The 21,500-nt window shown below is 69.4% G+C and carries 21 protein-coding genes and 1 pseudogene; 7 read left to right on the forward strand and 15 right to left on the reverse strand.

Translation table 11 applies throughout. The annotated features are described in order from the left end of the window. From AB0I03_RS00005 to mraZ, 4 genes and pseudogenes are all read right to left on the reverse strand, one after another. A pseudogene (locus AB0I03_RS00005) lies at positions 1-243 on the reverse strand (hypothetical protein); the annotation flags it as partial. Between the two features lie 8 nt (positions 244-251). Next, on the reverse strand, positions 252-833 hold the full coding sequence (locus AB0I03_RS00010; protein WP_360403791.1) for a hypothetical protein: 582 nt from the start codon (positions 831-833) through the stop codon (positions 252-254). Beyond that, entirely contained in the window at positions 830-1,798 is a 969-nt protein-coding gene (gene rsmH / locus AB0I03_RS00015; RefSeq protein ID WP_360403794.1) for a 16S rRNA (cytosine(1402)-N(4))-methyltransferase RsmH, read from the reverse strand. Before rsmH ends, AB0I03_RS00010 begins: the two co-directional genes overlap by 4 nt. Before the next feature lie 17 nt (positions 1,799-1,815). Then, positions 1,816-2,247, reverse strand: coding sequence for a division/cell wall cluster transcriptional repressor MraZ (mraZ, locus tag AB0I03_RS00020; protein ID WP_270123649.1), 432 nt, complete (start codon positions 2,245-2,247; stop codon positions 1,816-1,818). Positions 2,248-2,785: 538 nt separating this feature from the next. On the opposite strand from mraZ, the gene AB0I03_RS00025 reads away from it, so the two are divergent. The 4 genes from AB0I03_RS00025 (at position 2,786) to AB0I03_RS00040 (ending at position 7,574) form a co-directional block, all read left to right on the forward strand. Further along, positions 2,786-4,030, forward strand: a complete 1,245-nt coding sequence (locus AB0I03_RS00025) for a MurT ligase domain-containing protein (RefSeq protein WP_360403797.1) — start codon at positions 2,786-2,788, stop codon at positions 4,028-4,030. Between the two features lie 19 nt (positions 4,031-4,049). Then, complete coding sequence (locus AB0I03_RS00030) at positions 4,050-4,772, forward strand: glutamine amidotransferase (RefSeq protein ID WP_360403800.1); 723 nt, start codon at positions 4,050-4,052, stop codon at positions 4,770-4,772. Between the two features lie 133 nt (positions 4,773-4,905). Beyond that, positions 4,906-6,810, forward strand: coding sequence for a beta-galactosidase (locus tag AB0I03_RS00035; RefSeq protein ID WP_360403803.1), 1,905 nt, complete (start codon positions 4,906-4,908; stop codon positions 6,808-6,810). A gap of 74 nt (positions 6,811-6,884) precedes the next feature. Then, complete coding sequence (locus tag AB0I03_RS00040) at positions 6,885-7,574, forward strand: aspartate/glutamate racemase family protein (protein ID WP_360403806.1); 690 nt, start codon at positions 6,885-6,887, stop codon at positions 7,572-7,574. Positions 7,575-7,627: 53 nt separating this feature from the next. Here AB0I03_RS00040 and AB0I03_RS00045 read toward each other — a convergent pair whose 3' ends face one another. Genes AB0I03_RS00045 through AB0I03_RS00085 form a run of 9 tightly spaced genes read right to left on the reverse strand, consistent with a single transcriptional unit; the run spans position 7,628 to position 14,992 of the window. Then, the gene (locus AB0I03_RS00045; protein ID WP_360403809.1) at positions 7,628-8,296 is read right to left on the reverse strand and encodes an acVLRF1 family peptidyl-tRNA hydrolase; all 669 of its coding nucleotides are present in this window, start codon (positions 8,294-8,296) and stop codon (positions 7,628-7,630) included. Positions 8,297-8,350: 54 nt separating this feature from the next. Continuing rightward, positions 8,351-8,689, reverse strand: a complete 339-nt coding sequence (locus tag AB0I03_RS00050; protein WP_230789876.1) for a metal-sulfur cluster assembly factor — start codon at positions 8,687-8,689, stop codon at positions 8,351-8,353. Then, complete coding sequence (sufU, locus tag AB0I03_RS00055; RefSeq protein ID WP_360403813.1) at positions 8,686-9,144, reverse strand: Fe-S cluster assembly sulfur transfer protein SufU; 459 nt, start codon at positions 9,142-9,144, stop codon at positions 8,686-8,688. The genes AB0I03_RS00050 and sufU overlap by 4 nt, the downstream gene beginning before the upstream one ends. Beyond that, the gene (locus AB0I03_RS00060; RefSeq protein WP_360403816.1) at positions 9,144-10,412 is read right to left on the reverse strand and encodes a cysteine desulfurase; all 1,269 of its coding nucleotides are present in this window, start codon (positions 10,410-10,412) and stop codon (positions 9,144-9,146) included. Before AB0I03_RS00060 ends, sufU begins: the two co-directional genes overlap by 1 nt. A gap of 19 nt (positions 10,413-10,431) precedes the next feature. Beyond that, positions 10,432-11,193, reverse strand: a complete 762-nt coding sequence (gene sufC, locus AB0I03_RS00065; protein WP_360403819.1) for a Fe-S cluster assembly ATPase SufC — start codon at positions 11,191-11,193, stop codon at positions 10,432-10,434. An 11-nt stretch (positions 11,194-11,204) separates the two neighbouring features. After that, on the reverse strand, positions 11,205-11,555 hold the full coding sequence (locus tag AB0I03_RS00070; RefSeq protein ID WP_360403822.1) for a non-heme iron oxygenase ferredoxin subunit: 351 nt from the start codon (positions 11,553-11,555) through the stop codon (positions 11,205-11,207). After that, complete coding sequence (sufD, locus tag AB0I03_RS00075) at positions 11,552-12,766, reverse strand: Fe-S cluster assembly protein SufD (RefSeq protein WP_360403825.1); 1,215 nt, start codon at positions 12,764-12,766, stop codon at positions 11,552-11,554. Before sufD ends, AB0I03_RS00070 begins: the two co-directional genes overlap by 4 nt. Positions 12,767-12,799: 33 nt before the next feature. Continuing rightward, positions 12,800-14,233, reverse strand: a complete 1,434-nt coding sequence (gene sufB / locus AB0I03_RS00080) for a Fe-S cluster assembly protein SufB (RefSeq protein ID WP_289955918.1) — start codon at positions 14,231-14,233, stop codon at positions 12,800-12,802. 27 nt (positions 14,234-14,260) lie between these two features. After that, positions 14,261-14,992, reverse strand: coding sequence for a metalloregulator ArsR/SmtB family transcription factor (locus tag AB0I03_RS00085; RefSeq protein ID WP_360405855.1), 732 nt, complete (start codon positions 14,990-14,992; stop codon positions 14,261-14,263). Between the two features lie 166 nt (positions 14,993-15,158). On the opposite strand from AB0I03_RS00085, the gene AB0I03_RS00090 reads away from it, so the two are divergent. Next, positions 15,159-16,133: a COX15/CtaA family protein gene (locus tag AB0I03_RS00090; protein ID WP_360403828.1), complete on the forward strand. Its 975-nt coding sequence runs from the start codon at positions 15,159-15,161 to the stop codon at positions 16,131-16,133. 45 nt (positions 16,134-16,178) lie between these two features. Here the strand turns inward: AB0I03_RS00090 and AB0I03_RS00095 are convergent, their stop codons facing one another. Then, positions 16,179-18,614, reverse strand: a complete 2,436-nt coding sequence (locus AB0I03_RS00095) for an alpha-L-arabinofuranosidase C-terminal domain-containing protein (RefSeq protein ID WP_360403831.1) — start codon at positions 18,612-18,614, stop codon at positions 16,179-16,181. A gap of 171 nt (positions 18,615-18,785) precedes the next feature. On the opposite strand from AB0I03_RS00095, the gene AB0I03_RS00100 reads away from it, so the two are divergent. Then, positions 18,786-19,751 (forward strand): ADP-ribosylglycohydrolase family protein, encoded by a 966-nt coding sequence (locus AB0I03_RS00100; RefSeq protein ID WP_360403834.1) that lies wholly within the window; start codon positions 18,786-18,788, stop codon positions 19,749-19,751. An 88-nt stretch (positions 19,752-19,839) separates the two neighbouring features. Next, entirely contained in the window at positions 19,840-20,262 is a 423-nt protein-coding gene (locus AB0I03_RS00105) for an ester cyclase (protein WP_360403837.1), read from the forward strand. A gap of 66 nt (positions 20,263-20,328) precedes the next feature. Here AB0I03_RS00105 and AB0I03_RS00110 read toward each other — a convergent pair whose 3' ends face one another. Next, a complete protein-coding gene (locus AB0I03_RS00110) occupies positions 20,329-21,462 on the reverse strand; it encodes an NADP-dependent malic enzyme (RefSeq protein ID WP_360405858.1) in 1,134 nt (377 codons plus the stop codon). Positions 21,463-21,500: the final 38 nt, after the last annotated feature.

Here is a 21,500-nt window from a genome sequence, read left to right on the forward strand (position 1 = left end):
CTCGCGGGAGCGGGCCGCGGCCTCGCGGCGCCTGCGCGCCGCGAGGTCGTCGGTCTCCTCCTGCTGTGCGGTCCGGTTGCGTTCGCGGCGCGCGGCCTCGCGGTCGCGCGCCCCGTTCTCCCGGGCCCGGTTGTCCTCGGCCCCCTCCGCCGCCTCGCGCACGGTGCGCCCGCGAGGCGTGTAACGGCGGGCTCGACTGATCGAGGAGGGATCTCGCCGTCGACGGGGGTCGGATTCGGTCATCGACGTCCTTACTCTTCGTTCCAGCGCAGCTCGACGGTCTCGCCGCCGGGCAGGTACAGGTAGGTCACCTTCTCCGGGCGTTCCATGCCGTACAGCTGCGCCTGGGCCTGGAGGTACCCCGGCGTGCCGAACTGCGACAGCTCGTCCTCGAGGGCCTGCTCGGTCTGGTCGAGCTCGCCCGCCTGGGTCCGCAGTTCCTGCAGCCGGAAGGCGTCCTCGTTGATGACCGTGTTCAGGACCAGCAGGCCGAAGATGCCGGCGACGACCAGCGCGAGGATGCCGCCGACGAACGCCGGGCGCGGCACCTCCACGGGCTCGGGAGCCGGCTTGGCCTTCGTCTCCGTGCGGGTGCGCGGCAGGACCACGGTCTCGCGCTGCGGCGCGGACGGGGTCTCGACGGGCGCCTCGGGAGGCGCCTCGACCGGGACGGTCGCAGGCTGGACGGCGAGGTTGCCGTCGAACACAGGCGACGATTCATCGGCGTCGCCGACGAGGCCGCGGCGTCGCGAGGACGCGGCGCGGGCCCGCCGACGGGCGGCCTTGATGATCTCGTCGGGGTCGGCTTGCGCGCGACGGTACTGGTCGCTCATGTTGCGCCTCCTGCTCCTGTGGACGGTGCGATGCGTTCCGCGGCGCGGAGCCGGGCGGGCGCCGCGCGCGGATTGCGGTCGAGTTCGGTCTGTGTCGGTTGCTGGGCCTTCTTCGTGAGGAGTCGAAAGGTGGGTTCGGTTCCGGGGAGGTCGACGGGGAGGCCGGCCGGGCTGGTGGAGACGGCGCGTCTCGCCAACTCCTGCTTGGTGATGCGGTCTTCGAGCGAGTGGTAGGAGAGCACGACGATCCGGCCGCCGGGGGCCATGGCGTCGAGCGCGGCGGGCAGCGCGCGCTCCCAGGTGTCGAGCTCGCCGTTGACCTCGATGCGCAGGGCCTGGAAGGTCCGCTTGGCGGGGTTGCCGCCGGTGCGGCGGCCCGCTTGCGGGATCGCTTCCTTGACGAGCTCGGCGAGCGCGCTGCTGGAGGTGATCGGGGCCTTGGCGCGGGCCTTGACGATGGCGGAGACGACGCGGGTCGCGAACTTCTCCTCGCCGTAGGTGCGCAGGATGCGCACGAGGTCGCCCGGCTCGTAGGTGTTCACGACGATCTCGGCGGTGAGCGGGTCGTCGGGGTTCATGCGCATGTCGAGGCGCGCGTCCTGGCTGTAGGCGAAGCCGCGGTCGGCCTGGTCGAGCTGCATCGAGGAGACGCCGAGGTCGAACAGGACGGCGTCGAGTTGCTCGAAGCCGTTGTCCTCCAGGACTTCCGGGATCGCGTCGTAGACGGCGCGGGCCGGGATGAAGCGGTCGCCGAAGTCGGCGAGGCGCTTGGAGGCGAGCTCGAGTGCGGTGGGGTCGCGGTCGATGCCGATGACGGTGAGGCCGGGGTGGGCGGTCAGGAGCGCCTCGGTGTGCCCTCCGGCACCGAGGGTCGCGTCGACGGCCAGCGCCCCGGGGCGCGAGGCGGCGGGTGCGAGGTAGTCCAGCACTTCGTCGAGCATCACCGGGATGTGCGGTGCGTTCATTCCGCTCACCTCCTTCTCTACAGTCCTTCGGGCAGGTCGCCCTCTTCGATGTCGGCGAAGGCCTCTTCCGAGGCCTCCAGGTAGTCGTCCCAGGTCTGGGTGTTCCATATCTCCACGCGGTTGGAGGCGCCGATGACCGCGAGGTCGCGGTCGAGGCCGGCGTATTCGCGAAGCCGCGGGGGGATGGTGACGCGTCCCTGCTTGTCGGGGACCTCGTCGTGGGCGGAGGCGAAGAACACCCGGCTGTAGGCGCGGGCGGTCTTGCTCGACATGGGGGCCTGCTGGAGCGCTTCGGCGATGCGCGTGAACTCCGCTTCGGGGAACACGTACAGGCAGCGTTCCTGGCCCTTGGTGATCACGACTCCTTCCGCCAGTCCTTCCCTGAACTTCGCGGGGAGGATGACGCGGCCCTTGTCGTCCAGGCGCGGGTTGTGGGTGCCGAGGAACATCGGCGCCACCCCCCGTGACTCTCAGGCTGCGCGGCCGCTCCGACCGCGTCGATAGGGCGATGGCCCCACCATTGCGCCCCACCTTACTCCACTCCTCCCCACCCTTGGGGGTTGTTTCCGGGTGGCATTCGTGGTGGGCGTGGCGAAAGGGCTGGTCACGGTTGGTGGAGGACAGTGGAGTGACGAGTGCGCAACACGGGTCGCAACAGGTGAATTTCGCTCACCGTTCACCCGTGCGAGTGTCTTGAGTCGCAAGGGAACCCGGGGGACGGCGACCGGTCGCGCACGCAGGGCGACGAACACGGGCACGGTGCGCGCCCGTGCGGTCACTGTGGAGTGAGGAGTGGCGGGGAGTGGAGGGGGCCGCGGGCGCGTCGGCGCTGCCCGGCGCCGGGGGCGCATCGGCGTTCGTCGCTGCCTCGGGTTGCCGGGGCCGACCCACCTCACGCCCTGCCGCCACTCATCACGGGTTCCATCGCGCATGTGACAAACTCTTGTGCATAGTCACCGGTTCCGATCAAGCCGAAAGCGAGCCTGCATGAGCGCGAATCTGACCCCACGCGCGAAATTCGCCACCACGCTCCTCAGGACGGCGGCGGCGCTCTCGCGGGCGACGGGCCGCGGCGACGGTTCGGTGATCGGCGGGCGCGTCGGGTTGATCGTCGAGCCGCGGCTGTTGGAGCTGCTGGCCGAGGGCCGCCATGTCGTGCTCATCTCGGGCACGAACGGCAAGACCACGACGACCCGGTTCACGACGGCGGCGATCGAGGCGATCGGGAAGGTCGCCACGAACTCGTTCGGCGCGAACATGCCGACGGGCCACACGACCGCCCTGGCGAAGGCGCCCAAGGCGGAGTACGCCGCGCTCGAATGCGACGAGCACTACCTGGGGCAGCTGCTGGACGCGGCGAGCCCGAAGGTCGTGGCCCTGCTCAACCTCTCGCGCGACCAGCTGGACCGGGCCATGGAGGTCACGGCGCTGGCGGCGAAGTGGCGCCAGACCCTGCAGACCTCGGCGGGGCAGTCGACGATCGTGGCGAACGCGGACGACCCCTTGATCGTGTGGGCCGCCTCGGTGTGCCAGCGCGTGGTGTGGGTCGCGGCGGGCCAGTCGTGGACGGCGGACTCGGCGATCTGCCCGAACTGCGGCGCGCACCTGGACCGGTTCGGGGAGTTCTGGCGCTGCACGAACTGCGGCCTGAACCGGCCGAGCCCGCAGTGGTCGGTGGCGCAGGAGGGCGAGGCCGTGGTGGGCCCGGACGGGCGCCGGTACGAGCTGAACCTGCAGCTGCCGGGACGGGTGAACCGCGCGAATGCGGCGACTGCGCTGGCCGTGGCGAGCCTGTTCGGGGTCGATCCGGCGCAGGCCGCGCCGCGGCTGTCCGAGGTCGCCTCGGTGGCCGGGCGGTACGCGAAGGTCGAGCGCGAGGGCCGCCAGCTGCGGCTGCTCTTGGCGAAGAACCCGGCGGGGTGGCTGGAGTCGTTCGACATGATCGAGCCGAATCCGCCGGTGGTCCTGTCGCTGAACGCGCGCGAGGTGGACGGCTTCGACACGTCGTGGATCTACGACGTGGACTTCACGTCGCTCGCGGGCCGCAAGGTGGTGGTGACGGGCGACCGGCGCACCGACCTGGCCGTGCGGCTGGAGGTCGACGGCGTCGACTTCATCGTGGTGGACGACATCAGGGCGGCGATCGCGGCGGTGCCGCCGGGGCCGGTGGAGGTCGTCGCGAACTACACGGCCTTCCAGGACATCCGCGCCGAATTCAACCGGGTCAACTAGCGAGAGAGAGCGTCCCACCGTGGCTATGAGCACCTTGCGCATCGTCTGGCTCTACCCCGATCTGCTGTCGACCTACGGCGACCGGGGGAACCTGCTGGTGCTGGCCCACCGGGCCCGCGCCCGGGGCATCGACGTGGAGCCGATGCAGGTCCGCAGCGACCAGCGGGTCCCGCACACCGCCGACATGTACCTGATCGGCGGCGGCGAGGACGGCCCGCAGGCCGTGGCGGCCGACCGGCTGCTGCAGGACGGCGCGCTGAACCGGGCCGCGGAGGCCGGGAAGCCGATCCTCGCGATCTGCGCCGGCTACCAGCTCCTGGGCTCGTCGTTCTATGCGAACGGGCGCGCGTACGAGGGGTTGAACATCCTCGACCTGCGTTCGGACCGGGGCCCGTCGCGGGCCGTGGGCGAGATCGCGGGCGAGGCGGCGCCGCAGTTGGGCATCGGGAGCATCACCGGCTTCGAGAACCACGGCGGGCGCACGCACCTGGGCGAGGCGGTGCAGCCGCTCGCGCGCGTGACGGCCGGCATCGGCAACGACGGCGCGACCGAGGGCGCTTGGGCGGGGCACGTGATCGGCACGTACATGCACGGCCCGGGCCTGGCGCGGAACCCGCGCCTGGCGGACCTGCTGCTGGCGTGGGCGATCGGGGTCGACCCGACGCAGCTGCGGCCCATCGACGACACGTGGCCGGAGCGGCTGCGCGCGGAGCGGTTCCAGGCGCTGTCGACCGCGCAGTAGCCCACGGGGTTCGGCGTGCGCGGGCGCATTAGGCTGGCGAAACCACCCAGATGCGGTTAGTTTTGTCAGACAACTAACTGCCCTCGGCACGGTCCCCCAGCCGTGCCTGTGCGATCCGCGCGAGGAGATCCCCATGCACTGGCCCAAAGGCGTCGACGGCTTGAGTTACGGCGGCGACTACAACCCCGAGCAGTGGCCCGAAGAGACCTGGGACGACGACGTCATGCTCATGCGCGAGGCGGGCGTGAACCTGGTCAGCGTCGGCGTCTTCTCCTGGGCCAGGCTCGAGCCGCGCCCCGGCGAGTACGACTTCGACTGGCTCGACACCGTCCTCGGCAAGCTCCACGCCGGGGGCATCGGCGTCAACCTCGCCACCCCGACCGCCTCGCCGCCGCCGTGGTTCACCCTCGCGCACCCGGACGCGCTCAACACCCGCCCCGACGGGGTGCGGCAGGTCCACGGGTCGCGCGACACCTACGACATCTGCGCGCCCGCCTACCGCGAGGCCTCGCGCACCATCGCCGCGAAACTCGCCGAGCGGTACGCGGACCACCCGGCGCTCGCCATGTGGCACGTGCACAACGAGTACGGTTCGGCCACCTACTCCGCGCACGCCGAGCAGGCGTTCCGCCTCTGGCTGCAAGAGCAGTACGAGACCCTCGACGCGCTGAACGACGCCTGGTGGAGCTCCTTCTGGAGCCAGCACTACAGCGAATGGGACCAGATCCTCGCGCCGCGCGCCACCCAGTACCTGGCCAACCCCGCGCACGAGCTCGACTTCAAGCGCTTCACCTCCGACGCGATGCTGGAGCACTACAAGGAGCAGCGCGACATCCTGCGCGCCGCGAACCCGGAGATCCCGATCACCACGAACTTCGTGTTCGGCCAGTGGGTCCCGGTCGACCACTGGAAGTGGGCGTCCGAAGTGGACCTCGTGGCATTCGACTCCTACCCGTCGGCGCCCGACGAGCGCGCCGAGCAGCAGAGCGCCCTCCACGCCGACCTCTCCCGCTCGTGGGCGGGCGGCGGCGACTGGCTCCTCATGGAGCAGGCCGCCGCGTCCGTGCACTCCCACGACGGCGCCATCGCGAAGGCCCCCGGCCGCATGGCCCGCCACTCGATGATCCACATCAGCCGCGGCTCCAAGGGCGCCATGTTCTTCCAGTGGCGCGCCGGCCGCGGCGGCTCCGAGCAGTGGCACTCCGCGCTCCTCCCCCACGCGGGCAAGCACACCCGCATGTTCCGCGAGGTCGCCGAGTTCGGCAACACCCTCCCCGGGATCGCGCACACTGTCGCGGACCCCGTCGCGACCGACGTCGCGATCCTGTGGAGCCCCGACTCCTGGTGGGCCACCGGGGGCAAGCACCTGCCCGCGCCCGTCGACTACCTCGAGAACGTCGCCCAGATCCACCGCGTCCTGCGCGACCGCGGCGTCATCGCCGACTTCGTCGCCCCTGAAGGCGACCTTTCCAAGTACGCCACGGTCATCGCCCCGACCACCTACGTGCTCAGCCGCGCCGGTGCCGAGAACCTCCGCTGGTTCACCGCCGGCGGCGGCCGCCTCGTCGCCTCCTACCTCACCGGTGCGGTCGACGAGCACTGCCAGGTGTGGCTCGACGGGTACCTCGGCGGCCTGACCGACCTCTTCGGCATCCGCGTCACCGAGCACCTCCCCCAGCCCGCAGGCGAACTGCGCGCGCTCTGGAACTTCGGGGCCGCCGAGCGCTTCTGCGAACTCGTCGAACTGCGCGGCGCCCAGTGCGTCACCCAGTACGCCACCGGGGACGTCATCGAGAACCAGCCCGCCGTCACCGTCAACCCGTTCGGCGAGGGCGAGGCCTGGTACGTCTCCTGCAAGCTCGTCGACGAGGCCTGGGACCGCCTCTTCGAGGAGCTGAAGCTCAGCGGCCCCGGCCGCCCGGGCCTCGACGTCGTGGACCGCGGCCCCTGGCGGTTCATCATCAACCACACCGAGAAGGAGGAGCAGGTCGGGAACGTGATCGTCCCCGCCGGCTCCTGGGCCGTGGACAAGAAGTAGCAGGCGCCGGCCCGCCGCGGAGGCGGGCCGGTAACCCGGTGGTGCCGGTTGCATCCGCGTTGGACAATGAGCGGATGCGCACCATTGGCCTCATCGGCGGCATGTCCTGGGAGTCCTCGGCGGAGTACTACCGGCTGATCAACGAGGACGTCCGCACCCGCCTGGGCGGGCAGCACAATGCCGAGAGCCTCATGGCCACCGTCGACTTCGGCGAGATCGAGGCGATGCAGCGCGCAGGCGACTGGGACGGCGCCGGAGCGGTCCTCGCCGAGGCGGCGACCGTGCTCGAACGCGGCGGTGCCGACATGATCGCCTTGTGCACCAATACGATGCACGTCGTCGCCGACCGGATCGAGGCCGCCGTCGAAGTCCCGTTCATCCACCTGGTCGACGCGACCGCCCGCCGCATCCGCGAGGCCGGGATCGAGCGCGCGGGTCTGCTCGCCACCCGCTTCACGATGGAGATGGACTTCTACGCCGAGCGGATGGCCCGGCACGGCATCGCCGTCGAAGTGCCGACCGCCGCCGACCGCGCGATCGTGCACGAGATCATCTACGGCGAACTGACCCTGGGCGTCGTCAAGGACGACTCCCGCAAGGCCTACCGGCGCATCATGGCCGACCTGGCCGAGCGCGGCTGCGCGGGCATGATCTACGGCTGCACCGAGATCACCCTCCTCGTGGACGACACCGACAGCCCCGTTCCCGTCTTCGACTCGACCCGCATCCACGCCGAACACCTGGTGGACCTCGCCTTGGGTTAGGCAGGGGAGCCGGCTCTCGCGAACCCAGGCGAACGCGACGTCCTGCGGGCGCGCTACTGCGAGAGGCGGACGGCGAAGCCGATGGCGCGGTAGGCGGTCGCGGTGAGCAAGGCCTGCTTGGGTTCGGCGATGTCACCGAAGTGGGCGGTGGGGCGCAGCTTCGCGAGCCTCGGGTCTTCGAGGATGCCTTCGACCGGTCCGCCCGTGACGAGGGCGTCGAATTCGGCGTTGCCGAGGACCGCGAAGACCGCGTCGCGGGCGCGCTTCTCGGCGGCGTGCGCCTGGCCTTCGCGGCGGCGCGCGAAGCGCTGCTGGGATTGGCCGCCCGCCTTGGTCTTGCCCTGGACGTAGGCGGTGTCGGTCTTGGAGGCGATGATGCGGCCGTCTTTGAGGATGCCGACCGAGTACGCGCTCTTGCGTGCGAGCAGGACCGCGATGCGCCGGGGTTCGAGGGCGTAGTCGCGCAGGTGCTCGGCGGCCTTCACCGGGTCGTCGTCGAGGAGCCAGCCTGCGGGCAGGCCGCCGGCCAGTGTCCAGACGACACTGGCCGACGTTCCCTCGTTCGATTCGATCGTCCAGGCGTCGCCTTCGGCGTGGTGGCTCGCGATGCCGCCGTTGCGGGCGGCGAAGTTCGCGACCCATCGCGGGAGCCGTTCAGGTTCGACCTCGACGATCCGGCCGCCACCGGGGGCGGGACGACCCTTAGACGTTACTGTGCTCATGTTCAAGTCTGACTTCGTCAGACATTACCGTGCACATGTTCAAGTCTGACTTCGTCAGACATTGAAGCCAAGAGCCCGAAGCTGGTCGCGGCCGTCGTCGGTGATCTTGTCCGGCCCCCACGGCGGGATCCACACCCAGTTGATCTTGAGGTCGGCGGCGAGGCCGCCCTCAGGACCGCTGCACAGGGCGGAGCGGGACTGGTCCTCGATGACATCCGTCAGCGGGCAGGCCGCCGAGGTCAGGGTCATGTCGAGGGTGACCACGTTCTGCTCGTCCACGTGCACGCCGTAGATGAGGCCGAGGTCGACCACGTTGATGCCCAGCTCGGGGTCGACCACGTCTTTCATGGCCTCGAGGACGTCGTCCTCTTTGGCCTTCACCGTGTCGGTCATGCGTCGGTCCTTCCAGGGATCGCGGCTTCTGCACGGACCAGAGCGTCCTGGAACGCCTTCCAGCCCAGCAGCGCGCATTTCACGCGCATCGGGTACTTCGAGACGCCCGCGAACGCGACGGCGTCCTCAAGGGACTCCTCGTCGCCCTCGGACTGGCCCTTGGAGTTCATCAGCTCGGTGAACTCGGCCAGCTTCGCCAGCGCGTCGTCCACGGTCGTGCCGTTGATGAGCTCGTACATCACGGAGGCCGAGGCCTTCGAGATCGAGCAGCCGACGTTGTCGTACGAGACGTCGGCGATCTTGTCGCCCTCCACGTGCACCCGGAGGGTGATCTCGTCGCCGCAGGTCGGGTTGACCTGGTGCGACTCGCCCTCGAAGGGTTCGCGAAGGCCGGCGCCGCGCGGGCGCTTGTAGTGGTCCAGGATGACTTCCTGGTAGAGCTCGTCGAGATTCATCAGCCGAACACCTTTCGCACCTGGCCCAACGCCTCCACGAGCCGGTCTATTTCCTCGTGGGTGTTGTAGACGTACCCCGAAGCGCGCGTGGTGGCGTTGACGCCGAACCGCTCGCAGGTGGGTTTGGCGCAGTGGTGGCCGACCCTGACCGCGATGCCCTCGGCGTCGAGGATCTGCCCGACGTCGTGCGGGTGGATGTCCGCGAAGGTGAACGAGACGGTCGCGCTGCGCCCGATCGGGACGCGCGGGCCGATGACCTCGAGGCCGTCGACGCTCTCGAGCTGCTCGAGCATGTAGGCGGCGAGTTCCTTCTCGTGGGCGCGGACGTTCTCCATGCCGAGCTTGTCGAGGTAGTCGATAGCGGCGGCGAGGCCCACGGCCTCGGTGATCGGCGGCGTGCCGGCCTCGAACTTGGCCGGGGCCTTGGCGAAGGTGGTCCGCTCCATGGTGACGGTCTCGATCATCGAGCCGCCGGTGAGGAACGGGGGCATCGCGTCGAGCAGGTCCGCTTTCGCCCACAGGACGCCGATGCCGGTCGGGCCGAGCATCTTGTGGCCGGTGAAGGCGATGAAGTCGACGCCGAGCTCGGCCACGTCCACAGGCATGTGCGGGACGGACTGGGAGGCGTCGAGGCCCACCAGGGCGCCGACCTCGCGGGCGCGGGCGGTGATCTGCGAGGTCGGGTTGACCGTGCCCAGCAGGTTCGCGACGTGCACGAAGGAGACGACCTTCGTGCGCTCGGTGATGACCTCGTGAATGCTCTCGAGGTCGAGGCGGCCGGCATCGGTGATGCCGATCCACTTGAGCGTCGCGCCGGTCCGCAGGCAGAGCTGCTGCCAGGGGATGAGGTTGGCGTGGTGCTCCATCTCGGTCACCACGACCTCGTCGCCGGGACCGAGCTTGAAGCGCGAGTCGGCGGACGGGTCGAAGACCGCGTTCTGGAACGCGTAAGCCATCAGGTTGATCGACTCGGTGGAGTTCTTGGTGAACACCACCTCGTTCGGATTCCCCGCCCCGATGAACTCGGCGACGCGGGCGCGGGCGCCCTCATACGCCACGGTGGCCTCGGCTCCGAGCGTGTGGACCGAGCGCGAGATGTTCGCGTTCGAGTGGTCGGTGAAGCGGCGCATGGCCTCGACGACCTGCACGGGCTTGTGCGAGGTCGCGGCCGAGTCGAGGTAGGCCAGGGGCTTGTCCCCGATCCTGCGCTGCAGGATCGGGAAGTCGGCCCTGACGGCCTCGACGTCGAGCTTGCTGGCAGCCTCCACGGCTCCTTCTTCCTCTTGGCTAGGCGGCCTTCGCGCCGACGTAGGACTCGTAGCCTTCGGCTTCGAGCTTGTCGGCGAGTTCGGGCCCGCCCTCTTCGGCGATCTTGCCGTCGACGAAGACGTGGACGAAGTCGGGCTTCACGTACCGCAGGATGCGCGTGTAGTGCGTGATGAGCAGGACGCCCGGGTTGCTCGTGGCCTTGGCGTGGTTGATGCCCTCGGAGACGATGCGGAGGGCGTCGACGTCGAGGCCGGAGTCGGTCTCGTCCAGGATGGCGATCTTGGGCTTGAGCAGCTCCATCTGGAGGATCTCGTGGCGCTTCTTCTCGCCGCCGGAGAATCCCTCGTTGACGTTGCGGTTGACGAACGCCTCATCCATTTTAAGCTCCGCCATGGCGGACTTGAGGTCCTTCATCCAAGTGCGGATCTTGGGGGCCTCGCCGTCGACCGCGGTCTTGGCGGTGCGCAGGAAGTTGGAGACGGAGACGCCGGGGACCTCGACCGGGTACTGCATGGCGAGGAAGAGGCCGGCGCGGGCGCGCTCGTCCACGCTCATCTCCAGGACGTCCTCGCCGTCGAGCAGGACGGTGCCGCCGGTGATCTCGTACTTCGGGTGGCCGGCCAGCGAGTAGGCGAGGGTCGACTTGCCGGAGCCGTTCGGGCCCATGATGGCGTGGGTCTCGCCGGAGCTGATGGTGAGGTCGACGCCGTGCAGGATCGGCTTGGCGCCCTCGTCGGTGTTGACCGAGACGTGCAGGTCGCGGATCTCGAGCTTGCTCATGACAGTTTCCTTCAGGCGTTTTCGGTGGTCTTGGGCTTCAGGCTGAGGTAGACGTCGCCGTCGCGGATCTCGATCGGATAGGTCGGGACCGCGGTCGTGGCGGGCGGGCCGGACGGCTTGCCGGTGCGCAGGTCGAAGGTCGACCCGTGGAGCCAGCATTCGATCGAGCAGTCCTCGACGTCGCCCTCGGAGAGCGCCACGGCGGCGTGGGAGCACTCGTCGTACAGGGCGAAGGCCTCGTCTCCTTTGCGCACGAGCACGATCGACGTGCCGTGGATGTCGGCCGCGACGGCCTCGCCCTCGGGCAGTTCGTCGAGCGCGCAGACGCGCAGGAAGTCGTTGTCGGTCACGGTTTCACTCACGCTGTCGCACCGGCCTCGATGTCGGCCGGCGCGAGGAACTCACCCGCGTCGAGGCGGGCGACGACGAGCTCGGTGAGCTCCTCGCGCAGGCCCTCGTCCGGGATCTTCTGGACGATCTCGTTGAAGAAGCCCTTGACGACCAGGCGGCGGGCCTCGGCCTCGGGGATGCCGCGCGACTGGAGGTAGAACAGGTGCTCCTCGTCGAAGCGGCCCGTGGTGGAGGCGTGGCCGGCGCTGATGATCTCGCCGGTCTCGATCTCGAGGTTCGGCACCGAGTCGGCGCGGGCGCCGTCGGAGAGCACGAGGTTCCGGTTGATCTCGTAGGTGTCCGTGCCGGTGGCCGCGTCCTGGATGAGGACGTCGCCGATCCACACGGTGTGCGCGTCCTGGCCCTGGAGGGCGCCGCGGTAGTTCACGTTGGAGCGGCAGTCGGGGACGGAGTGGTCCACGAGCTGGCGCTGCTCCAGGTGCTGGCCGGCGTCGGCGAAGTAGAGGCCGAAGGCGTCCACGGAGCCGCCCTGGGCGGCGAAGTCGACCGACAGGTACTGGCGGACCAGGTCGCCGCCGAGCGTGACGGCGATGTGGTCGAGCTTGGCGTCGCGGCCGATGCGGGCCTTCTGGTGCTCGACGTGGGTGGACTCGCGGTCCCACTCGGCCACGACGACCAGGCGCAGGTGCGCGCCGTCGCCGACCGAGATCTCCACGTTGTCGCCGAGGCGGGCGAGGCCGGTGTGCCGCACGATCAGGGTGACGTCGGCGTGGCGGCCGACCTCGATGAAGGTGTGGGCCCAGGTGGCGCCGTCGAGGCCGCCCCCGGTCACGTCGATCCAGACCGGCTCGGTGACCTGCGCTTCGGGTGCGACCGCGACGAGCAGGGCCTTCTCGCTCTTGGCCCAGGCGACGGCGCTGGGCCGGTCGAAGGGCTTGAGGATGGAGCCCAGGCGCTTGTCGTCCTTGCCGACGGCTTCGGCGGTGACCCCTGCGGGCAGGCTGCGGATCGCGTACTCGGCGGCCTTGACCGCCGGGGCGGTCTCGAGGTCGTCGAGGCCGGCGAGGCGCTTGACGGGCGTGAAGCGCCAGTCCTCCTCCCGGCCGGTGAGGGCCGGGAAGTCCGCGGGCTCGTAGGAGCGCAGCAGCTGCGACTTGGTCTTCGGCGGCGCCTCGGACGGGCCGTGGGTGTGCGGCTTGGCGACTGCCAATTCGATGCTCATGAAATCTCTGGTTCCTAGTCCTAGCCCGGTCGCTTAACCGACCGCGCCTTCCATCTGGAGCTCGATAAGGCGGTTGAGTTCGAGGGCGTACTCCATCGGGAGTTCCTTGGCGATGGGCTCGATGAAGCCGCGCACGATCATGGCCGCCGCCTCGTCCTCGGTGAGGCCCCGGCTCATGAGGTAGAACATCTGGTCCTCGCCGATCTTGGAGACCGTCGCCTCGTGGCCCATGTCGACGTCGTCCTCGCGGATGTCGACGTACGGGTACGTGTCGGAGCGCGAGATGGTGTCCACCAGCAGCGCGTCGCACTTCACCGTGGACTTCGAGTGGTGCGAGCCCTCGTCGACCTTCACCAGGCCGCGGTAGGAGGTGCGGCCGCCGCCCCGGGAGATCGACTTGGAGACGATCGTCGAGGAGGTGTGCGGCGCGGCGTGCGTCATCTTCGCGCCGGTGTCCTGGTGCTGGCCGGCGCCGGCCATCGCGACCGAGAGGACCTCGCCCTTGGCGTGCTCGCCGACCATGACCACGGCCGGGTACTTCATGGTGACCTTGGAGCCGAGGTTGCCGTCGACCCATTCCATGGTCGCGCCCTGCTCGGCGATCGCGCGCTTGGTGACCAGGTTGTAGACGTTCGACGACCAGTTCTGGATGGTCGTGTAGCGGACGCGGGCGTCCTTCTTGACGATGATCTCCACGACCGCGGAGTGCAGCGAGTCCGAGGAGTACACCGGGGCGGTGCAGCCCTCGATGTAGTGCACGAACGAGCCTTCGTCGGCGATGATGAGCGTGCGCTCGAACTGGCCCATGTTCTCGGTGTTGATCCGGAAGTAGGCCTGGAGCGGGATGTCGACGTGGACGCCCTTGGGCACGTAGATGAACGAGCCGCCCGACCAGGTCGCGGTGTTGAGCGCGGCGAACTTGTTGTCGCCCACCGGGATCACGGAGCCGAAGTACTCCTTGAAGAGCTCCGGGTGCTCGCGCAGGCCCGTGTCGGTGTCCATGAAGATGACGCCCTGCTGCTCCAGGTCCTCGCGGATGGAGTGGTAGAGCACCGTCGACTCGTACTGGGCGGCGACGCCGGAGACGAGCTGCTGGCGCTCGGCCTCGGGGATGCCCAGCTTGTCGTAGGTCTTCTTGATGTCCTCGGGCAGGTCCTCCCAGGACTCGGCCTGACGCTCGGACGCCTCGACGTAGTACTTGATGTTGTCGAAGTCGATGCCGGACAGGTCGGCGCCCCAGTTGGGCATCGGCTTGCGGCCGAAGAGCTTGAGGCCCTTCATGCGCAGCTCGAGCATCCACTCGGGCTCGTTCTTGCGCGCGGAGATGTCGCGGACGACCTCTTCGGTCAGACCGCGTCGCGCGTTCTCGCCGGCGGCGTCGGAGTCGGCCCAGCCGTACTCGTACCGCTCCAAGGACGCAAGCGCTTCTTCTTGGCTGAGCGGCTCGGGCTTCTGCGTGTCGGTCATCTCAAGTCTCACCTTTGACCTGTCGGGTTATCGGTCTGCGCGTTCGGGGTCGGGCAGCGGCACCGGGCCGCTTCCACCGTTCGCACCCGCGGCCCGAAGGCCCCGGTTCGTGCCGGGCACATGGGTGGTGCACACCCCGTCCCCGTTGGCGATCGTCGCCAGGCGCTGGACGTGAACGCCCAGCAGGCGGCCGATCACCCGCGTCTCCGCCTCGCACAGCTGCGGGAACTCCGCGGCCACGCCCGCCACCGGGCAGTGGTGCTGGCAGATCTGCCCGCCCGAGGCGATGACCGACGCCGTGGCGGCGTAGCCCTCACCGGACATGGCGGTGGCCAGCGCCTGCGCGCGGGCCATCGAGTCGTCCGAGTCGACCGCGTCCATGGCGGCCCGGCAGCGGGCCTCCAGGCGTGCGACCTGCTCGGCGGCGAAGCCGCCGACGGCGTCCTCGCCTTCGAAGCGGCGGATCCAGCGCAGTGCCTCCATCGCGAGGTCGTCGTAGGTGTGGCCGAAGTTGGTGCGGGCGGCGGGCGTGAGCTGGTAGCTCTTCGCGGGCCTTCCGCGTCCGGAGGTCTTGACCACGCGGGTCTCGACCTGGCCTTCGGCCTCCATCGCGTCCAGATGGCGGCGGGTGGCGGTGGCGGTGATGCCGAGGTCCTGCGCGAGGTCGGCGGCCGTGGCTTGACCGCGTTCGAGCAGCAACCTGGTCACTCGGCGGCGGGTGTCCCCGTCCGTCGAGTGGCTGGTCGCCCTCGTCACCATTTCCACAACACAAAGCTTACTTAATTCGGCGCGGCACGTCGAGACGGCCGTCGGTGAGACGGGGCACGCAGGTTTGCCTAACCTCACACTCCCCACGGGTCGTGTCAGCCCACACTCCGGCACCCGGCCGGGTGGCGGATCGCACCGCAGGGGCAAAATCCTCGCTGTGAACCTGTTGCATCGGTGGTTTGGCGACCCGGGCGCGGTGCGCCGGTGGGCGCTCGCGAGCGTCATCGCGAACGTCGGCATCATCGTGACCGGCGGCGCGGTGCGGCTGACGGAGTCGGGCCTGGGCTGCCCCGAATGGCCCAAGTGCACCACCGATTCGCTGGTGGCGACCCCTGAGATGGGGATCTACGGGGCGATCGAGTTCGGGAACCGGGTGCTGACCTGGGTGCTCGTGGCGATCGCGATCGGCGCGCTCATCGCGGCGTGGCGGCGGGTCCCGCGGCGGTCGTCGCTGGTGAAGCTGGCGTTCGGCGCGTGCCTGTACGTGCCGGTCCAGGCGATCCTGGGCGGCATCACCGTGTGGACGGGTCTGAACCCGTGGGTCGTGGGCCTGCACTTCCTGGCCTCGATCCCGCTGGTCGCGCTCTCGGTGGCGCTGTACGTGCGCTCGGGCGAACCCGACGGCGAAGTGGTGCCCCTGGTCCCCCGGGCGGTGCGGCTGCTCGCGCGCGGCCTCGTGGGGGTCGCGTTCGCGGTCATCATGCTCGGCGTGGTCGTCACCGGCTCGGGCCCGCACGCGGGCGATGCAGAGACGCCCCGCAACGGCTTGGACCCGGCCCTGATGTCCCAGTTCCACGCGGACCTGGTGTGGCTCCTGGTCGGGATGACCGTCGCGCTCATCGCGGCGCTGCACGCGGTGAAGGCGCCGGCGCTCGCTGTGCGCGCGGCCTACACGCTGCTCGTGGTCGAGCTCCTGCAGGGCGTCATCGGCTACACCCAGTACTACCTGGACCTGCCGGTGGTCCTGGTCGGCCTCCACATGTTCGGCGCGGGCGTTCTCTGGGTCGCGGCGGTCCTGGTCCCCTTCAGCCTCCGCAAGCGCGAACCGAGCGAAGAGGCCGTGCCGCTGCACTACGAGATCCACGGCGACCGCGAAGGCGACCGCATCATCGAACCCGAGCCCGTCGCCTGAACGTCATGGACGCGGCCCCGGGCTTTCGCCCGGGGCCGCGTTCGTCTACTTGTGGCCCTTCGGGGTCAGGGTGATGAAGGTGACCGAGTAGGGCGCGAACTCGTAGGTGAACTCGTTGCCGAGGCCCTTGACCGTCTCGGTCTCGGGGTAGACCACCTGCTCTTGGCCGAGCATGTTGTCGCAGCCGGGTTCGCAGGCGATCGTGGTGACCTCGCCCTTGGACTTCAGGCGCTGGCCTTCGAGGGTGACGCCGGTGGTGACCGCCTCGCTCTGGGCGTTGACGACCTTGAGGGTGACCTCGCCGGTGTCTTCATTGCGGGTGACGACCTGGTAGAGCGGCTCGACCGCCTCCGTGTCCTCGACGGTGAAGGCCTGCACGCCGTCCACGTAGCCGGTGATGGTGCGGCCCTCGACCTCGATCTTGAGGTCGTAGGTGCGGCCGGTCTCGATCACGGTGTCGTGGTTGAGGAGCGTGGACTTCGCGCCGTTGCTGGACTTCTCCACCGCGCTGGTGGTGTTGTTCCAGCCGCCGAGGTTCCACCAGTAGTAGTCGTCGGAGCCCTCGACGCCGAACATGACGAGGAAGCCCTCGCTGCCGGCGGTCTTGGTGGCCTTGACCTCGTAGGTGTAGTTCGACCAGTCCGCCGAGCCTGCGGTGGTGCGGGCGTCCTCGACGAGCGCGGTCTGGGTGTAGGCGCCGTCGGCGGCCGACCAGGCTCCGGCGGCATTCCCGCCTACGGTCCAGCCGTCGGCGCCGGTGGCGAAGTCGTCGGCGAAGAGCTCGGTGCCGTCGGCGCCCGTGACCTTCACGTCGTCGTAGGACGCGGCGGTGTTCCAGGTGGCGAGGCCGATGCCGCCCGCGATGTCGGGCTGCGCGATCGGCGTGGCATCCAGTGTGGAGGCGAACACCTCGTCGCCGGCGTTGGTGGCGAAGAGCTTCTGGACCTCGTAGCTCGCCGACTTCACGGTCTGGTGATTGTCGTACCAGATCATGTCCGGCGCCCAGTCGACGTAGTCGATGTTGGACAGCAGCGGAGCGTAGGAGGCCATGTCGACCACGTCGCCGTTGCGTTCGATACCCGTCAGGTACGAGGCCTCGGAGAGGGCGCTCCACCAGGTGTTGGAGCGGGAGGCGTACTCGCCGACGAACACGTGCGGGCCCGTCCGGTCGTAGGAGTCGTAGCGGGCGTTGTTAGCGAAGAACCACTCCGGTGAGTTGTAGTAGTGCTCGTCGACGAGGTCGACCTGCTGCTCGCGCATGAACTCCCAGCTGCGGTCGAAGACCGCGCCGGCGTCGTCGACGCCGGAGTTGCCGACGATCTCGATCTCCGGGTAGGCCGCGCGGACGGCGTCCTTGAAGGCCGGGAAGTTCGCGTAGAACTGGTCCTTGTACTCCTCGTTGCCCAAGCCGATCTTGGTGAGGCCGAAGGGCTCCGGGTGGCCCATCTCGGCGCGCAGCGAACCCCACTCGGAGTCGGCCGGGCCGTTGGCGAACTCGATGAGGTCGAGCGTGTCCTGGACCCAGGTCTGGAGCTCTTCGGCATCGGTGATCTCGGCGGAGTCGCCGCAGCCGGTCACGCCGACCGGGACGACCGGCAGCGGCTGCGCGCCGATGTCCTCGGCGAACTGGAAGTACTCGTAGTAGCCGAGGCCGTAGGTCTGGTTGTAGCCCCAGAAGTTCTGGTTGGTCAGGCGCTCCTCGACCGGCCCGACGGTGTCCTTCCAGTTGTAGGCGCGTTCGCGCCCGTCGCGGTCGAAGTTCCCGGTGTTGACGATGCAGCCGCCGGGGAAGCGCAGGAAGCTCGGGTCGAGGTCCGCGATGAGCTCGGCGAGGTCCTTGCGCAGGCCGTTCTCGCGGCCTTTGAAGGTGTCCCGGGGGAAGAGGGAGACCATGTCGAGGTCGGCGGCGGCGTCGGTCGTGACCGCGAGGCGGCCGTTCACCGTGGAGGCGCTGGCATTGAGCACGGTGGAGAGCTCGGTCCAGGTGCCCGCGCCGGTGTTGACGGTGGCCGTGCCGCTGACGGGAGTACCGTCCGCATCGAGCAGCTGCGCGGTGATGTTCGCGTTCACATCGGCACGCGCCCACACGCTGAAGTCGTAGGCCGCGCCGGCTTCGACCGCCATGCCGCTGTTGTAGCCGGCGTTGAGGATCGTGGTGCCCGCTTCGGCGGCGAGGTAGTGCACGTTGTTCTCGTGCAGGCCGCCCGAGTCGGCCACGGCCGCCTCGCCGTCCAGAGTCCATGAGGTCAGCGGGTGGTACGAGCCTTCGTCGGCGGGGCTGAACTCGAAGGAGCGGTTCTGGACGAGCTCGGCGTACAGGCCGCCGTCGGCGGCGTGGTTGATGTCCTCGTAGAACAGGCCGTAGAGCTCGTCGGAGATCGCGGTGGCGTCGTCGAGGTCGACGTGGATGGTCGCGTCGGATTCCTGCGCCGATGCGCTGGAAGCGGTGAGGGTGGCGAGCACGACGGTGGTCGCTGCCACGACCGTGGTCGTTCTCGTTCTGGTCGGAGGCTTCATCGTCTTCCGTCCTGATATGAGGGAGGGTCGAAACATTTCGATGTATTGTGAATGTTAACGGTCACTCCTGTCAAGGACTTCGCGACGCGCGTACCGCCGGGACCCCAAGCGGCTTGGACGCCATACAATCCCGGCGTGACTCAAGCGCTCACGCGGCACGACCGCGTCTTCGGATGCCTCATCGGCGGGGCGGTCGGCGACGCCCTCGGCTACCAGGTCGAGTTCGACCACTGGGATTCGATCCGGGAGGAGTGGGGACCGGACGGTGTCACCGAGCTTCGCTACAACCACATCTCGGACGACACCCAGATGACGCTCTTCACCGCCGAAGGGCTCCTGGAGGCCTCGCCCGGCGAGGAGTTCGCATCCGTGCGCAGCGCCTATATGCGCTGGTACGCAACGCAGAAGGAGTACCTGCCGCCCAGCGGCGCGCATGGGCTGGCCGCCGAGCCGTGGCTCTACGACCGCCGCGCCCCCGGCAACGCGTGCCTCTCCGGCCTGCGCGCCGGCGGCGGGCCCGGCGTGAACATGGACTCGAAGGGATGCGGCACCGTCATGCGATCGGCCCCGTTCGGGCTCCGCTTCGAGCCGGACGAGGCCTACACGATCGCCGAGCAGTGCTCCGCGCTCACCCACGGCCACCCGACCGCCGGGGCGTCCGCGGGCGCGTTCGCGATGATCGTGGCCCACTTGATGAACGGCGAGACACCGCAGCGCGCCGTCTCCGCCGCCATGCTGCACCTGCGCCACGGCATCGACCGCTCCGAGACCGCCGACGCGCTCCAGCACGCCTACCGGCTGGCCGGGAGTATTCCGCCCGGCCCCAACACCTGCGCACCGCTGGGCGAGGGCTGGATCGCCGAAGAAGCACTCGCCATCGCCGTCTACTGCTTCCTCGGGACGGACGACGTGCGCAAGGGCCTCACCGCCTCGGTGAGCCACAGCGGCGACTCGGACTCGACCGGCGCGATCCTCGGCAACCTCTACGGGGCCGCGTACGGCCACACCGCACTGCCGAAGGAATGGGCCTCGCATGTGGAGGGACGGGACGTGACGACCGCCCTGGCAGGTCGGCTCGCCGCCGACTCGCAAGTTTCATGAAAAATTGACTTCATGCCGCTCGGGTTGCGCGATCCAGGACCCGCCGCCGCAAACGCGAACGATAATCGTGAATGAGGAGGTGATGGCCATGGGCCAAGCAAGAGAGGTCTTGGACAAACTCACCGAGACCGCAATCGAGAGGCACGATATCGACGCGGCGGTCGATCTCTACACCGACGACGCCGTGGTGATGACGCCCGATGCCGGGCCGGTGCGGGGGCGCGAGAAGATCGCCGAGTACTGGCACCAGTTCATCGACGCCTTTCCGGACAGCCACTACGAGACGATCGCCAAGCTCGAAACCGACGGCAGGGCGGTCGACGAGGGCTACTTCATCGGCACCAACACCGGGACGATGACGACGCCGTCCGGCGAGCGGATCGAGGCGACCGGCAAGCAGGTCAAGCTCCGCAGCTGCGACATCGCGACCGTGGAGAACGGCAAGATCACCGAGCACCACCTCTACTTCGACGAATCGGAGTTCATGCGCCAGATGGGCCTGAACGCCTGATCGCGCGGTAGGGCACACGACGACCCGGCGAGGACGAGCAGTCCCGGCCGGGTCGCTCAGTGCGTGTCAGGCGGCGGCCTTCACCGCCGCGGCGACCGCCGGGGCGACGCGCGGGTCGAGCGGTGAGGGCACGATGCGGTCGGCGGCGAGGTCCTCGGCCGCGATGTCGGCGATCGCCCGGGCCGCGGCGAGCTTCATCGCCTCGGTGATCTGCGGGGCCCCGGCGTCGAAGGCGCCGCGGAAGATCCCCGGGAACGCCAGGACGTTGTTGATCTGGTTCGGGTAGTCGCTGCGGCCGGTGGCGATGATCGCGGCGTGCTTCGCGGCGATCTCGGGGGCGACCTCCGGGGTCGGGTTGGCGAGCGCGAACACGATCGCGTTGTCCGCCATGCCTTCCAGGGCCGATTCGGGGACGGTGCCCCCGGAGACGCCGACGAGGACGTCCGCGCCCTTGAGGGCCTCGGTGACGCCGCCGCTGCGTCCGTTGCGGTTCGTGACCGACGCGAGCTGCGCCTTGACCGGGTTGAGGCGGTCGCGGCCCTCGTGGATGATCCCGGTGGAGTCGCAGACGATGAGGTCCCCGACGCCGGCCTCGTTCAGGATCTTGGTGATGGCGACGCCCGCGGCGCCCGCGCCCACCACTGCGACCGTGAGGTCCTCGGCGCGGCGGTCCTGGAGGCGCAGCGCGTTGGTGAGCGCGGCGAGGACGACGACGGCGGTGCCGTGCTGGTCGTCGTGGAAGACCGGGATGTCGAGGAGGGCCTTGAGCCGGTCCTCGATCGCGAAGCAGCGCGGCGCGGAGATGTCCTCGAGGTTGATGCCGCCGAAGGACGGCGCGATGGCCGCGACGGCGGCCACGATCTCGTCGGGATCCTTGGTGCTCAGGCAGATCGGAACCGCGTCGACGTCGGCGAACTGGCGGAACAGGGCCGCCTTGCCCTCCATCACGGGCAGCGCGGCGGCGGGGCCGATGTCGCCGAGGCCGAGGACGGCGGTGCCGTCGGTGACCACGGCGACGACGTTCGAGCGCCAGGTGTGGGTCCGCGCCAGCGACTCGTCGGCGGCGATGGCCTCGCAGACGCGGGCGACGCCCGGCGTGTAGGCGACCGAGAGGTCCTCGCGGCTGGCGAGGGGGACGGTGGTGGAGGTGCGCAGTTTGCCGCCCTCGTGGGCGACGAAGATCGGATCTTGCAGGTCGATCATTGGTCAAGCCTCATTGCTTCGATGATGATCGCCGA

The organism is Glycomyces sp. NPDC021274, assembly GCF_040641195.1.
GTDB lineage: Bacteria > Actinomycetota > Actinomycetes > Mycobacteriales > Micromonosporaceae > Glycomyces.

What these genes read in the sequence shown, in the direction of transcription:
- AB0I03_RS00010 (WP_360403791.1), bottom strand. Translation starts at nt 833, where the DNA reads ATGAGCGACCAGTACCGTCGCGCGCAAGCCGACCCCGACGAGATCATC.
- rsmH (WP_360403794.1), bottom strand. Translation starts at nt 1,798, where the DNA reads ATGAACGCACCGCACATCCCGGTGATGCTCGACGAAGTGCTGGACTAC.
- mraZ (WP_270123649.1), bottom strand. Translation starts at nt 2,247, where the DNA reads ATGTTCCTCGGCACCCACAACCCGCGCCTGGACGACAAGGGCCGCGTC.
- AB0I03_RS00025 (WP_360403797.1), top strand. Translation starts at nt 2,786, where the DNA reads ATGAGCGCGAATCTGACCCCACGCGCGAAATTCGCCACCACGCTCCTC.
- AB0I03_RS00035 (WP_360403803.1), top strand. Translation starts at nt 4,906, where the DNA reads ATGCACTGGCCCAAAGGCGTCGACGGCTTGAGTTACGGCGGCGACTAC.
- AB0I03_RS00040 (WP_360403806.1), top strand. Translation starts at nt 6,885, where the DNA reads ATGCGCACCATTGGCCTCATCGGCGGCATGTCCTGGGAGTCCTCGGCG.
- AB0I03_RS00045 (WP_360403809.1), bottom strand. Translation starts at nt 8,296, where the DNA reads ATGAGCACAGTAACGTCTAAGGGTCGTCCCGCCCCCGGTGGCGGCCGG.
- AB0I03_RS00050 (WP_230789876.1), bottom strand. Translation starts at nt 8,689, where the DNA reads ATGACCGACACGGTGAAGGCCAAAGAGGACGACGTCCTCGAGGCCATG.
- sufU (WP_360403813.1), bottom strand. Translation starts at nt 9,144, where the DNA reads ATGAATCTCGACGAGCTCTACCAGGAAGTCATCCTGGACCACTACAAG.
- sufC (WP_360403819.1), bottom strand. Translation starts at nt 11,193, where the DNA reads ATGAGCAAGCTCGAGATCCGCGACCTGCACGTCTCGGTCAACACCGAC.
- sufD (WP_360403825.1), bottom strand. Translation starts at nt 12,766, where the DNA reads ATGAGCATCGAATTGGCAGTCGCCAAGCCGCACACCCACGGCCCGTCC.
- sufB (WP_289955918.1), bottom strand. Translation starts at nt 14,233, where the DNA reads ATGACCGACACGCAGAAGCCCGAGCCGCTCAGCCAAGAAGAAGCGCTT.
- AB0I03_RS00085 (WP_360405855.1), bottom strand. Translation starts at nt 14,992, where the DNA reads ATGGTGACGAGGGCGACCAGCCACTCGACGGACGGGGACACCCGCCGC.
- AB0I03_RS00105 (WP_360403837.1), top strand. Translation starts at nt 19,840, where the DNA reads ATGGGCCAAGCAAGAGAGGTCTTGGACAAACTCACCGAGACCGCAATC.